At 73.9% G+C, this 12,854-nt stretch carries 13 protein-coding genes; 7 read left to right on the top strand and 6 right to left on the bottom strand.

From position 1 onward, the window contains the following. Positions 1 to 144 precede the first annotated feature (144 nt). Positions 145 to 570, bottom strand: a complete 426-nt coding sequence (locus JWQ92_RS16210; protein WP_297345498.1) for a DUF1810 domain-containing protein — start codon at positions 568 to 570, stop codon at positions 145 to 147. Further along, positions 567 to 1,340: an alpha/beta hydrolase family protein gene (locus JWQ92_RS16205; protein WP_297345497.1), complete on the bottom strand. Its 774-nt coding sequence runs from the start codon at positions 1,338 to 1,340 to the stop codon at positions 567 to 569. The genes JWQ92_RS16210 and JWQ92_RS16205 overlap by 4 nt, the downstream gene beginning before the upstream one ends. A 32-nt stretch (positions 1,341 to 1,372) precedes the next feature. Between JWQ92_RS16205 and JWQ92_RS16200 the strand changes: the two genes are divergently transcribed. Continuing rightward, positions 1,373 to 1,645 (top strand): acylphosphatase, encoded by a 273-nt coding sequence (locus JWQ92_RS16200; RefSeq protein WP_297345496.1) that lies wholly within the window; start codon positions 1,373 to 1,375, stop codon positions 1,643 to 1,645. On the opposite strand, the gene JWQ92_RS16195 is transcribed toward JWQ92_RS16200, so the two are convergent. After that, complete coding sequence (locus JWQ92_RS16195; RefSeq protein WP_297345495.1) at positions 1,635 to 3,290, bottom strand: glycoside hydrolase family 13 protein; 1,656 nt, start codon at positions 3,288 to 3,290, stop codon at positions 1,635 to 1,637. The two genes, JWQ92_RS16200 and JWQ92_RS16195, sit on opposite strands and share 11 nt — an antisense overlap. 71 nt (positions 3,291 to 3,361) lie before the next feature. On the opposite strand from JWQ92_RS16195, the gene JWQ92_RS16190 reads away from it, so the two are divergent. Next, complete coding sequence (locus JWQ92_RS16190) at positions 3,362 to 4,168, top strand: SDR family oxidoreductase (protein ID WP_297345494.1); 807 nt, start codon at positions 3,362 to 3,364, stop codon at positions 4,166 to 4,168. Positions 4,169 to 4,177: 9 nt separating this feature from the next. Here JWQ92_RS16190 and JWQ92_RS16185 read toward each other — a convergent pair whose 3' ends face one another. Continuing rightward, entirely contained in the window at positions 4,178 to 5,089 is a 912-nt protein-coding gene (locus JWQ92_RS16185) for a DnaJ domain-containing protein (RefSeq protein WP_297345493.1), read from the bottom strand. A gap of 153 nt (positions 5,090 to 5,242) precedes the next feature. Here JWQ92_RS16185 and JWQ92_RS16180 point away from each other — a divergent pair, with 153 nt between their 5' ends. The 3 genes from JWQ92_RS16180 to JWQ92_RS16170 are packed head-to-tail and all read left to right on the top strand — an operon-like array spanning position 5,243 to position 9,667. Beyond that, complete coding sequence (locus JWQ92_RS16180) at positions 5,243 to 6,379, top strand: L-dopachrome tautomerase-related protein (protein ID WP_297345492.1); 1,137 nt, start codon at positions 5,243 to 5,245, stop codon at positions 6,377 to 6,379. A gap of 58 nt (positions 6,380 to 6,437) precedes the next feature. After that, positions 6,438 to 8,543, top strand: a complete 2,106-nt coding sequence (pta, locus tag JWQ92_RS16175) for a phosphate acetyltransferase (RefSeq protein WP_297345491.1) — start codon at positions 6,438 to 6,440, stop codon at positions 8,541 to 8,543. Beyond that, positions 8,540 to 9,667: an acetate/propionate family kinase gene (locus JWQ92_RS16170; protein ID WP_297345490.1), complete on the top strand. Its 1,128-nt coding sequence runs from the start codon at positions 8,540 to 8,542 to the stop codon at positions 9,665 to 9,667. The genes pta and JWQ92_RS16170 overlap by 4 nt, the downstream gene beginning before the upstream one ends. A 17-nt stretch (positions 9,668 to 9,684) precedes the next feature. Here the strand turns inward: JWQ92_RS16170 and JWQ92_RS16165 are convergent, their stop codons facing one another. After that, positions 9,685 to 10,515 (bottom strand): fibronectin type III domain-containing protein, encoded by an 831-nt coding sequence (locus JWQ92_RS16165; RefSeq protein WP_297345489.1) that lies wholly within the window; start codon positions 10,513 to 10,515, stop codon positions 9,685 to 9,687. Positions 10,516 to 10,682: 167 nt separating this feature from the next. Between JWQ92_RS16165 and JWQ92_RS16160 the strand changes: the two genes are divergently transcribed. Then, positions 10,683 to 11,864: an inorganic phosphate transporter gene (locus tag JWQ92_RS16160; RefSeq protein WP_297345488.1), complete on the top strand. Its 1,182-nt coding sequence runs from the start codon at positions 10,683 to 10,685 to the stop codon at positions 11,862 to 11,864. Then, a complete protein-coding gene (locus tag JWQ92_RS16155) occupies positions 11,861 to 12,136 on the top strand; it encodes a hypothetical protein (RefSeq protein WP_297345487.1) in 276 nt (91 codons plus the stop codon). The genes JWQ92_RS16160 and JWQ92_RS16155 overlap by 4 nt, the downstream gene beginning before the upstream one ends. A gap of 10 nt (positions 12,137 to 12,146) precedes the next feature. On the opposite strand, the gene JWQ92_RS16150 is transcribed toward JWQ92_RS16155, so the two are convergent. Then, a partial coding sequence (locus JWQ92_RS16150) for an SbcC/MukB-like Walker B domain-containing protein (protein ID WP_297345486.1) occupies positions 12,147 to 12,854 on the bottom strand: 708 nt, incomplete at its 5' end.

Genomic DNA, 12,854 nt, shown 5'->3' with positions numbered 1-12,854 from the left:
CGGCGGTGCTGCGGGTCGGCGCCGGCACCGCCCGGGTGCCGCTCCGGACGGCGGACGCGGAGCGGAAGGCGAGCCCCAGCCCGGCGACGAGCACGCACGCGAGGCCGACGACCGCGATCGCGACGAGCAGCGGATGGCGGCGCATCAGAGTCGCCCGTCCGTCGCCGGGTCGGCGGCGCCGCCGAAGTAGCGGTCGAGCACGGCCGGGAACACCGGCTCGTCGGGCGCGGCCCGGGCGAACAGCGTCATCGACGACCGCAGCTTCCGGGCGTCGATCGCCCCGAGCAGGGTCTCGGCGTCCGGCGCCGGCCCCGACGCGATGATCCGGGCGGCCTCGAGCAGCCGTGGGCCGAGCACCGGGTGGGCCAGGTAGGCGCGCGCCTCGTCGAGCGACCGGATCGCGTACCGCTGCGCCATGGGGCTCGACCCGAGTCCGGCGACCTGCGGGAGCACGAACCACATCCAGTGGGTCGTCTTGCGGCCGGCGGCGAGCTCGGCGAGCGCCCGGTCGACCGTGCCGCCCTCGTCCTGGGCCGCGACGAAGCGCTCGAGGTCGGACTCGTCGCTCATCGGCCGGCCCGCTCCGGCAGGGGCAGCCAGTCGAGCACCCGCTGGATCATCCGGTCCCACGCCTCCCACTCGTGCCCGCCGGGGCCCTCCTCGCTGAGGATCGGCAGCCCGAGGGTGCGGGTGTGCTCGCCGAAGCGCCGGTTCTCGTCGAGCAGCGCGTCCTCGGTGCCGCACCACTGGTAAAGGGCCGGCGTCTCCGCCGGGTCCGCCGCCGCGGCGAGCGCGAACAGCTCGTCCCCCGCCGACACCGCGTGCTCCGCGTCGCCGAACGTCGCCCTCCACTCCCCCGCCGTCTGGTCGGTGTCGAGCACGTCGACCTTGCCCGAGAGGCTCGCCGCGGCCGCGAGGTCCTGCGGGCGGCGCAGCGCCCACTTCAGCGCGCCGTAGCCGCCCATGGAGAGTCCGGCGGCGAAGGTCTCCTCCCGCCGGTCCGACAGCGGGAAGAAGGAGCGCATCACCTCGGGCAGCTCCTCGGTGAGGAACGTCCAGTAGTCGTACCCGGTCACCTGGTCCGTGTAGAAGCCGCGATGGCCGGTCGGCATCACGACGGCGAGGTCCCGTTCGGCGACATGGCGCTCGAGCGACGTGCGCCGCGTCCAGATCGAGTGGTCGTCGGACCGGCCGTGCAGCAGGTAGAGCACCGGATGCGCGCGGCCGCCCGCGACGCCGCCCATCCCGATCTGCCGGGTGGTCGCCTGCGGCAGCAGCACGGTCGCCTCGGTCGACTGGCCCAGGACGTCGGAGAAGAACTCGCAGCGCAGCAGGGCCATGCGCTCCATTGTCCCCGTGCTTCGATGGCGGCATGACGGTCGCGCGGCGGTTCACGGTCACGGGACAGGTGCAGGGCGTGGGGTTCCGCTGGGCGGCGCAGGGCGAGGCGGACCGCCTCGGCCTCGTCGGCCGGGTGCGGAACCGCACCGACGGCGCCGTCGAGCTCACCGCGCAGGGCGAGGAGCGCGCCATGCAGCGGTTCGCGGACTGGCTGGAGCAGGGCCCACGGTGGGCGGAGGTCGTCGACGTCGACGTCGAGCCCATCGACCTCTTCGAGGCCACCTCCTTCGAGATCACCCGGTGACGGGGTCCGATCCGCGGATCCACGCCGACGCGTCGCCCGGCAGCAGCCCGTCCGCGAGCGGTGCGCTGGCGAGCAGCACCTCGCCCGCCGGGAGGGGCGCGGGCGTGCTGCCCAGGTTGACGACGACATGCCAGCCGCCCGGCCGCTCGAAGTGCAGCACGTCCGGACCGGAGTCCCGCCAGACGAGGTCCTGGTCGGGAAGCAGCCGGTGCCGGAGCGCGAGCGCAGCCCGGTAGAGCTCGAGCATCGAGCCCTCGGTGCCGTCCTGGGCCTCGACCGCGTGCTCGGCGAACCAGCCGGGCTGCGGCAGGTGGGCCCCGTCGCCGCCGAAGCCGAAGGACGAGCCGTCCGTGGTCCACGGCAGGGGCACCCGGCAGCCGTCGCGGCCCTTCTCCGTGTGCTGCGAGCGCAGCCAGATCGGGTCCTCGAGGTCGTCGCGCGCGAGGTCGGCCACCTCGCGGAGGCCGAGCTCCTCCCCCTGGTAGACGTAGGCGGACCCGGGCAGCGCGAGCAGCAGCAGCACCGCCGCCCGGGCGCGGCGGGCGCCGAGCGCGACGTCCTCGGCCGGCTCCGCTCCGTCGGTGAGCAGCCAGGCGTTCAGGTCGGTGCGCGCGGGCAGGCCGAAGCGGCTCGCGTGCCGCACGACGTCGTGGTTGGAGAACGTCCACGTGGAGGACGCGCCCGCCGTGCGGGCCCGATCGAGCGAGTCGACGATCACCTCGCGGAACTGCGCCGCGTCCCACTCGGCCTTCACGAGGTCGAACTCGAACGCCTGGCCGAGCTCGTCCGGCTTCGCGTAGAGCACCCGCCTCGAGGTGGGTACCCACGCCTCCGCCACGGCCGTGCGGGGCGGGTCGTACTCGTCGAACACGCGGCGCCAGCCGCGGTAGATCTCGTGCACGTCGTCGCGGTCGAACAGCGGGTTCGTGCCGTCGATCTCGATGTCCATCGAGTTCACGTGCGGGTGGCTGCGCAGCGGTTCGCCGAGGTCCTTCGCGAGCCCGTGGGCGACATCGACGCGGAAGCCGTCGACGCCCCGGTCCGCCCAGAAGCGGAGGGTCACGTGGAAGTCCTCCCGCACCTCGTCGTTCTCCCAGTTCCAGTCGGGCTGCTCGGGCGCGAAGAGGTGCAGGTACCACTGGCCGTCGGGCACCCGGGTCCAGGCGCTGCCGCCGAAGTGCGACACCCAGTCGGAGGGCGGCAGCTCGCCGTGCTCGCCGAGCCCGTCCCGGAACACGTAGCGGTCCCGCTCCGCGGAGCCGGGCGCGGCCGCGAGGGCGGCGCGGAACCACTCGTGCCGGTCGGACGAGTGGTTGGGGACGATGTCGACGATCACGCGGATGCCTGCGGCGTGCGCAGCGGCCACGAGGTCGTCGAAGGTCGGGAGGCTGCCGATCCGCGGATCGACGTCCCGGTAGTCGTCCACGTCGTAGCCGCCGTCCGCGAGCGCCGACGGGTAGAACGGGCTCAGCCACACGGCGTCGATCCCGAGCCGCTCCAGGTACGGGATGCGGTCGATCAGGCCGGCGAAGTCGCCGATCCCGTCGGCGTTCCCGTCCGCGAAGCTGCGGGGGTACACCTGGTAGACGACGGCGTCCCGCCACCAGGTCGGGTCGGTCAGGTCGGTGCGTTCGCGCTCGGACACGGCGCCCCATCCTAGGGAGACGCGGAGGGTTCTACCGGAGCGCGCGGAGGCACGCCGCGCACCATCCCGGCATGGCATTCACACCGAGGACCGCGATCGTGACCGGCTCCGACTCCGGCATCGGCAAGGCGACGGCCGTCGCGCTCGCCGAGGCCGGGATGGACGTCGGCATCACCTACCTGGACGACGCCGAGAAGGAGGGCGCGGAGGGCACCGCGGAGGAGGTGCGTGCGCTCGGTCGGAAGGCCGTCGTCGTGCAGCTCGACGTCAGCGTCGGCCCCCCGGCCGGCGACGTGATCGACTCGCTCGCTGAGCGGCTCGGCGGGCTCGACGTCTTCGTGAACAACGCCGGCACCGGCGACAACGTGCCCCTGCTCGAGATGACCTGGGACCAGTGGCGGCACACGGTCAGCACCGACCTGGACGGCGCGTTCGTCTGCATCCAGCGGGCGGCGAAGCGGATGGTCGCCGCGGGCAACGGCGGCCGGATCATCGGGATCACGAGCGTCCACGAGCACCAGCCCAAGTTCGGCTCCTCCGCGTACGACGCCGCCAAGCACGGCCTCGGCGGCCTGCTGAAGACGGTCGCGCTCGAGCTCGGGCAGTACGGCATCACGGCGAACGCGGTCGCGCCGGGCGAGATCGCGACGCCGATGACCGGCCAGGAGGACCAGGACCCGACGCAGGTGCAGCGGCCGGGCGTGCCGCTCGGCCGGCCGGGCTCCGCGCGGGAGATCGCGGCCGTCGTGGCGTTCCTCGCCTCGCCCGCGGCGAGCTACGTCACCGGCGCGTCGTGGCCGGTCGACGGCGGCATGCTCCAGATGGGCCCGCAGGGCGCCTCCGGTCTGCCGAGCGACGACTGGCGCAGCGCCGCCTGACGGACCCGCTCAGGCGAAGCGGACGGCGGCCTGCAGCCGGGTGCGCACCTCGAAGATCTCGGTGCCCCCGACCGCTCGGCCGCCGGGCATCCCGTCGCGCAGCGCCGTGAGCAGCGTGGAGGCCTGCAGCACCACGAGCTCCGCGCCGCGGGACGTGCCGACCGACTCGGCGGGCGTCACGAGGGCGTCGTCGGGCAGCACGAGCAGCAGCGCCGTGAACCGGACGCGGGCCGCTCGCGCGACCGCCTTCGCGCGCTGGGCCAGCTCGTGCATGGGCCGCTCCCCCGCGAGCGCGTCGCCGGTCAGCTCGCCGCGCCGCACCCGGACCGGGCCGCCGAAGTCCTCCGACTGGATCGCGAAGAGGCCCGTCGGGCCGAGCACGAGGTGGTCGACCTTCTCGTCGGAGCTGCCGGCGGCCACGTCGTGCCAGACCGTGTAGCCGATGCCGAGGGTGGCGAGCCAGCGGGCGGTCGCCTCCTCGGCGAGCGCGTCGGCGAGCAGATGCCGGATCTCCCGGGGCGCGCGGCGGACGAGCACCGGGTCGTACGGATCGGGCACGTCGACGCCGCGGCCCACCCATTCCCCCAGCAGCTGCAGGTAGCGCTCGCGCCGCCAGCCGCCCGGGTGACCGTAGGAGCGGGCGGTCGGCCGGTGGTGCTGAGCGTCTGCGTGCGGCGGCGCCCAAGCCGGCCCCTCGGCGTCCGCGACGATGTGCCCGGCGTCGTAGCGGCGGCGCGCGTCGGGGCTGCCGATCCTCTCCCACGCGGACTGCACGGCGATGAAGCGCAGCGGATCACCGCCCGTGTCGGGATGCGTCTCCCGCAGCAGGCGGCGGTAGGCGCGGCGCAGGTCCTCGTCCGAGGCGCTCGCCGGCACCCCGAGCACCTCGTACGGCGATGCCGACATGGGGCTGTCCGGCATCGCGGCTCCTTCCCGGGGTGTCGCTCGACCGTACCCGAGCGGGCGCGATGGTCAGCGGCCTCTCGCGGTCCCCTTGGCCGGCGTGCAGGTGGCACGGCGGTGCCGCCCATCCGGGCTTCCTAGCGTCGCCGTTCGAGAGGCGGGAGCCGAGGGATGAACGGATTCTGGGCGGGGGCGGGCGAGCCCGACACGGTCGAGGCGGCGGAGGCGGCGATCCCGAACCTCGAGGTCGTGCACGAGTTCACGGAGGGGCCCATGCCGACGGGCGTCAGCGTGTCGGCGCAGGGGCGCGTCTTCGTGAACTTCCCGAAGTGGGGCGACGACGTGCGGTTCACGGTCGGCGAGGTGCGGGACGGCGAGGTCGTGCCGTATCCCGACGAGGCGTGGAACTCGCCGAAGGGCGACGACGACGCCGGGGCGCTCGTGTCGGTGCAGAGCATCGTCGTCGATCCGGCCGACCGGCTGTGGATCCTCGACACGGGCAGCCCGATGTTCCAGCCGGCGAGGCCGGGCGGCCCGAAGCTCGTCTGCGTCGACCTCGCGACCGACCAGGTGGAACGGGTGATCCCGTTCCCCGAGAGCGTCGCGCTGCCGACCTCCTACCTGAACGACGTCCGCTTCGACCTCGGCCGTGGCCGGAGCGGGGCCGCCTACATCACCGACTCCGCCGACCAGGGCCCGAACGGGATCATCGTGGTCGACCTCGAGTCCGGCGAGTCGTGGCGGCGGCTGCACGACCACCCGAGCACGAAGGCCGTCGTGCCACCCGGGTACGTCCCCGTCGCCGAGGGCCGCGTGCTGCTCCAGCGGAGCGAGGACGGGTCGACGACCCCGGTCACGATGGGCTCCGACGGCATCGCGATCTCGGCGGACGGGCAGCGGCTCTGGTACTGCCCGCTCGTGTCCCGCCACTGGTACTCGATCAGCACCACCGCGCTCTGGGACCGGGGGGCGGAGGAGGTCGACGTCGGCCTGCAGGTGACCGACGAGGGCGACAAGGGCGGCGCCGCCGACGGGCTCGAGTCGGACGACGCCGGCCGGATCTACGCGACCGACTGGGAGCACGAATCGATCGTCCGGCGCCTGCCCGACGGCACCATCGAGACGGTGGCGCACGACCCGCGCATGCTCTGGCCCGACACCATGTCCGTCGCCGGGGACGGGTTCCTCTACTTCACGGCCAACCAGCTGCACCGGCAGGCGCAGTACCAGGGCGGCCGCGACCTGCGGGTGCACCCCTACCGGCTGTTCCGGTTCCCGATCGACGCCGGCCCCGTCCGGCTTCGGTGAGCGGGGCGCCTCGCGGCGGCGGGGCAGCGGGACAGGCGACGGGCCTAGCATCCGCAGCATGCCGCAGACGATCTATCTCGCCTCCGCGGAGGGCCACACCGGAAAGTCGGCGGTCGCGGTCGGCCTGCTCGAGGCGCTCGGCCGCCGCATCGGCCGGGTGGGCGTCTTCCGGCCGGTGAGCCGGTCCGCCGAGGGCGACTACGTGCTCGACCTGCTGCTCGCTCACGCCACCGTGCCGATCGATCCCGCGGACGCCGTCGGCACCACCTACGAGGCCGTCCACCACGACCCCGATGCGGCGCTCGCGACGATCATCGAGCGGTTCCGGGCCGTCGCCGATCCGTGGGACGCGGTGCTCGTCGTCGGCAGCGACTACACGGACGTCGGCACGCCCACCGAGCTGCGGTTCAACGCCCGCGTGGCCGCGAACCTCGGCGCCGCGGTCGTGCTCGTGCTCGGCGGCCGCCGATCGTCCGGTCGCGGCGGCCGTACGGCGCACGAGGTCGAGCAGGTCGCGGAGATCGCGCTCGGCGAGTTCCGCAGCGAGCACGCGGATCTCGCCGCGGTGATCGTGAACCGCGCGGATCCGGAGGAGCGGGCCGCGATGCCGGCCCTGCTCGCACCCCACGTGGGCGGCGACGTCCCCGTGTTCGCGGTCCCCGAGGATCCGGCGCTCGTCGCGCCGAGCCTCGCGACGGTGCTGGCCGCCGCCGGCGCGGAGGTGATGCGAGGCGGCCTGTCGCTGACCGACCGGAACGTCGACGCCACGGTCGTCGCCGCGATGACGCTCGAGAACCTGCTCCCCCGTCTCGTGCAGGGCGCCCTGGTCGTGATGCCCGGTGACCGCGTCGACACGCTCGTCGGCGTGCTGCTGGCCCATGCCTCCCCCGCCTTCCCGTCCCTGGCCGGCGTGCTGCTGACCGGCGGGCTCACGCCGCCGCCGAACGCGTCGCGCCTGATCGAGGGCATCGCCACGCTCCCGATCGCCCGCACCGAGCTCGGCACCTACGAGGCGGTGACCGCCGTCTCGGGCGCCCGCGGTCTGCTGGCCGCCGAGTCGCCGCAGAAGACGGCCGACGCGATCGCGCTCTTCGACGCGAGCGTCGACGTCGACCGGCTGTTCTCCGCCCTCGACGTGCACGCCTCGAACGTCGTGACCCCGCTCATGTTCGAGTACGGGCTGCTGGCCCGCGCCAGGGCGGACCGGCGGCACATCGTGCTGCCGGAGGGCGACGACGACCGCGTGCTCGAGGCCGCCGGGATCGTGCTGGCCCGCCACATCGCGGACCTGACGATCCTCGGCAACGAGGTCGCGGTGCGGTCCCGAGCACTCGGCCTCGGGATCGACCTCGGGCGCGCCCGCATCGTGAACCCGTTCGCCGAGCCGCTCCGCGAGCGCTTCGCCGAGGTCTACGCGCGGGAGCGGGCGCACCGCGCCGTCTCGCTCGAGCTGGCCAGGGACACCGTCACGGACGTCTCCTACTTCGGCACCCTGATGGTGCACGAGGGCCTCGCCGACGGCATGGTGTCCGGCGCGGCGCACACGACGGCGCACACGATCCGGCCCGCCTTCGAGCTGATCAGGACCGCACCCGGCGTCTCCGTGGTGTCGAGCGTGTTCCTCATGGCCCTCGCCGACCGGGTGCTCGTCTACGGCGACTGCGCCGTCATCCCGGATCCGACGAGCGACCAGCTCGCCGACATCGCGATCTCCGCCGCCCGCACGGCGGAGCAGTTCGGAATCGAACCCCGCGTGGCGATGCTCTCCTACTCCACCGGCACGTCCGGCAGCGGCGCCGACGTCGAGAAGGTGCGGGCCGCGACCGCGCTCGTGCGGGAACGAGCGCCGCAGCTGCTCGTCGAGGGGCCGATCCAGTACGACGCGGCCGCGGATCCCGCGGTGGGCGCCGCGAAGATGCCGGGCTCCCCCGTCGCCGGGCGGGCGACCGTGTTCGTGTTCCCCGACCTCAACACGGGCAACAACACGTACAAGGCCGTCCAGCGCAGCTCGAACGCCCTCGCGATCGGTCCCGTGCTCCAGGGGTTGAACAAGCCCATCAACGACCTGTCGCGCGGCGCCCTCGTCCGCGACATCGTCAACACGATCGCGATCACGGCGATCCAGGCCCAAGCCGGGCCGGCCGCCGGGAGGGACCAGTCATGAGCGGATCCGTCTTCGTCCTGAACGCGGGCTCGTCCTCGCTGAAGTACCAGCTCGTCGACCCGGCCTCCGCGGAGGTGCACGTCGCCGGCACGGTGGAGCGGATCGGCGAGGACGGCAGCGACGTGCCTGACCACGAGGCCGCCGTGCGGCGTGCGCTCGACGCGATCGAGGGCCGGCCCGACCCGGTCGCGTGCGGCCACCGCGTCGTGCACGGCGGCGAGCGGTTCGAGGCCGCGACCCTGATCGACGACGACGTCGAGCACGCGATCGACGAGCTCTCCGCGCTCGCGCCGCTGCACAACCCGGCGAACCTCGAGGGCATCAGGGCGGCGAGGGCCGTGCTGCCGGGCATCCCCCACGTGGCCGTGTTCGACACGGCCTTCCACCGCACGATCCCCGCAGCCGCCGCGACCTACGCGATCGACGCGGACCTGGCGAGCCGGTACGGGGTGCGGCGCTACGGCTTCCACGGCACGAGCCACCAGTACGTGTCACGAGCCGCGGCCGCGTTCCTCGGCATCCCGCTCGCGGACGCGAAGATCATCGTGCTGCATCTCGGCAACGGCGCGTCCGCCTGCGCGGTCGACGGCGGCCGCTCGATCGAGACCTCGATGGGCATGACGCCCCTCGAGGGGCTCGTCATGGGCACCCGGTCCGGTGACATCGACCCCGCGGCGCTCTTCCACCTGCACCGGCAGGCGGGCCTCGGGTTCGACGAGCTGGAGCAGCTGCTGAACCGGGACAGCGGCCTCAAGGGGCTCACCGGCAAGGGCGACATGCGCGACGTGCAGGCCGCGGCGGCGCACGGCGACGAGCAGGCCGAGGCGGCGCTCGCCGTGTACCGGCACCGCGTCCGCCGCTACATCGGCGCCTACCTCGCACACCTCGGCGGCCTTGACGCGCTCGTCTTCACCGCCGGGGTCGGCGAGAACAACTCGCTGCTCCGCCGGCGCACCGTCGACGGGTTGGCCCATCTCGGGATCCGCGTGGACCCCGACCGCAACGAGGTGCCGTCGAAGGCGGCGCGGCGCATCTCCCCCGACGACGCGCCCGTCGCCGTGCTCGTCGTCCCGACGGACGAGGAGCTGGAGATCGCCCGGCAGACGGCCGCCGTCGTGTCCTGACGGCGGCCGTCCGCGGGTCAGCCGTGCTCGGGCGCCTCGTCGCGCTGATCGGCGTCGCGCTCGTGGACGGCCTTGGTGGTCGCGGTGCGGGCCTCGTGCTCCAGCTCCTTCGCCACGTGCGCGGCCTTCGCGGCCCGCTTCGCGGCGTCGGCGGCCTGCTTCGCGGCGTCCTTCGCGGCCGCCTTCGCCGCGTGCTCCGCGTGCTTCGCCGCATGCTGAGCGGCCTGCTTCGCGCGAGCGGCCGACTTCGCGGCGTCCTTCGCGAGCCGGTCGGCGGCCTTCTGAGCCGCCTTGGCGTCGCGATCGGCCTTCTCCGCCACCTTGCCGAGCCGGCTCGTGTCCGTGTGCGCCCAACCGCTGGTGACCGCGACGCCGATACCGGTGGCGAGGGTCGGCGTGACGGTCGCGCGGTAGCGGGTGTCCGGCGCCAGGGTGCCGACGTTCAGGGTCCGCTGCGCGGGGTCGGACACCGTCGCTGACACCGTGCCCCCGACGCTCGAGGTCAGCACGACCTGGAAGCCGGTGACGGGGGTCGCGTCGCCGTCGTCGAGCCGCCAGCTGACCTGGACGCGGTCGCTGTCGAGCGACCGGACCTTCACCTGGTCGATCGCGGCCACGGACGCCGTGTTCTCGGGGGCGTCGGCGTCCGAATCCTGGTCGTCGGCTGCCGGCGAGTCCGAGACCTGCGGCTGCTGGTCGTCGGTGGCCGGGACCGACGGCGACGGATCCGTCTGCGTCTGGCCGGGCTGCGGCGCGTCGTCGGCGATCGCGGCGGAGAGCGGCAGGAGCGCGAACGCTCCCACGGCGGCCGTCGTGGCCATGGCCACGACGATGGTGTGTTTGTGCATGGATCTCCCCCCAGAGATCTCGGACTGATCAGGACAACGGTACGGAGCGCGGCGTGTCGGCCGCGCGCCCCGCTTCGGGGGGCCGGGCCGGGGCACGGCGTGGAGGCGATCGAGGGCGAGCGCCAATAGCATCGTCGCGTGCCACGCAGACCAAGGGCCGGGGACCGATGACGGCCGCGACGGCAGCACTCGTCGTCCTGGTGATCGTGCTCGCCCTCATCTTCGACTTCACGAACGGCTTCCACGACACGGCGAACGCCATGGCGACGCCGATCGCGACGGGCGCGATGCGACCCCGGGTCGCCGTCGCGGTCGCCGCGGTGCTGAACCTCGTCGGGGCGTTCCTGTCCACGACCGTCGCCCAGACGATCTCCGGCGGCCTCATCAAGGAGGGCGGCGGCGGCGTCCAGGTCGGGCCCGAGATCGTGTTCGCCGGGCTCATCGGCGCGATCGCGTGGAACATCACGACCTGGTACTTCGGCCTGCCGTCGTCGTCGAGCCACGCGCTGTTCGGCGGCCTCGTCGGCGCCGCGATCGTGGGTGCGGGCTTCGGGGCCATCGACTACGGCGTGCTGCTCGGCAAGGTGATCATCCCGGCCGTGCTCGCGCCGTTCACCGCCGGTGTCGTCGCGTTCCTCGTGACCCGTCTCGCCTACTGGATCACGCGACGGCACGATGGACGGCCGGACGGCCGCCGGGTGTTCCGCGTCGGGCAGGTGTTCTCCTCGTCGCTCGTCGCGCTCGCGCACGGGACCAACGACGCGCAGAAGACCATGGGCGTCATCACGCTCACGCTGATCGCCTCCGGCCTGCAGCCGGCCGGCACCCCGCCGCGCATCTGGGTCATCGCCGCGTGCGCCGCCGCCATCGCGGTCGGGACCTACACCGGCGGCTGGCGCATCATCAAGACCCTCGGCACCGGGCTGACCGCGGTGAAGCCGGCGCAGGGCTTCGCCGCCGAGGTGAGCACCGCGTCGACGATCCTCGCCTCGAGCCACCTCGGCTTCGCGCTCTCGACCACGCACGTCGCGTCCGGATCCGTCATCGGGTCGGGGCTCGGCCGGCGCGGCTCGGTGGTGCGCTGGGCCACCGCACGCCGCATCGTGACGGGTTGGATCTTCACCCTTCCCGCCGCGGCGATCGTCGGCGCCGTCGCCCAGCTGCTGGTCGGCCTCGGGGCGGTCGGCATCGTGATCGACACCGTGCTCGGCGTGGGCTTCATGGTGGCCGTGTTCCTGCGCGCCAGGCCGGAGCGGATCGACGCGAGCAGCCTCGAGCGCGAGGTCGCCGGCGCCGGAGCGGCCGTGCACCGGCCGAAGAAGCGCGACCGACGGAAGGCGTCCGCATGACGATCGACTGGCTCGCGTTCGTGGCGGTGTTCGTCGCGTCCACCGTCGTCGCCTGCGTGGTCGTGGCGCTCTTCGCGACCGGGATCCGCCTGCTCGCGACCCCGCCGCACGGCGCGCGGCCCGCCGGCGCCCCCCGCGACGAGGAGATGGACGACGTCGAGGGACCGCAGCGGCCGCGACGCGCGACCGTCGCCGCCGTCGTGCTCTTCGTGCTGGCCGCGTCGGTCGCGCTCTACGGCATCTACCTGATCATCCCGGCGCTGCACCCGTAGGCCGGCGCCGTCAGGCGGCGTCCTGCACGACGCGGCTGTCGCCGGTCGGCAGCACCTCGACGGAGAGCTTGGCCGTGATGCGCTCCTGCATCGACTCGACGTGGCTGATCAGGCCGATCGTGCGCCCGCCGGTGCGGAGGTCGTCGATCGCGGCCATCGCGGTGTCCAGCGTCTCGGCGTCGAGCGACCCGAAGCCCTCGTCGACGAACAGGGTGTCGAGCCGGATGCCACCCGCCTGCGCGGACACCACCTCGGCGAGGCCGAGGGCGAGGGCGAGGGAGGCGAGGAACATCTCGCCGCCGGACAGCGACGCCGCCTGGCGCACGAGGCCCGTGTGGGCGTCGCGGACTCCGATGCCGAGGCCCGTCTCGACGTTGCGGTGCTGCCGCTCGTCGTCGAGGTCGAGGGCGTACCGCCCGGCCGTCATCCTGTCGAGGCGCAGGTTGGCCGCCGCGATGATCTGCTCGAGCTGGGCGGCGAGCACGTAGGTCTCCAGCCTCATGCGCCGCGTGTTCGGCTCGTCGCCGTGCACCGTGGCGGCGAGGTCCCGCACCTCGCGGTAGCGGGCGGCCGCGCCGCCGGAGGCGTCGATCAGCGCGAGGGCCGCTTCGGTGTTGCCCGCCACCGACCGCGCGCGGTCCCGGCGACCGCCGGCCTCGGCGACCGCCGCCTCGAAGCCCGCCGCGGCGGCCTCCCGCTCGGCGGCCGGCGGGGGGGG

This window comes from Amnibacterium sp., from assembly GCF_025463795.1.
In the GTDB taxonomy this organism is placed as follows: Bacteria; Actinomycetota; Actinomycetes; order Actinomycetales; family Microbacteriaceae; genus Amnibacterium.
The sequence above is the reverse complement of the archived record's forward strand: the minus strand, read 5'-3'. Positions and strand labels throughout refer to the sequence as shown.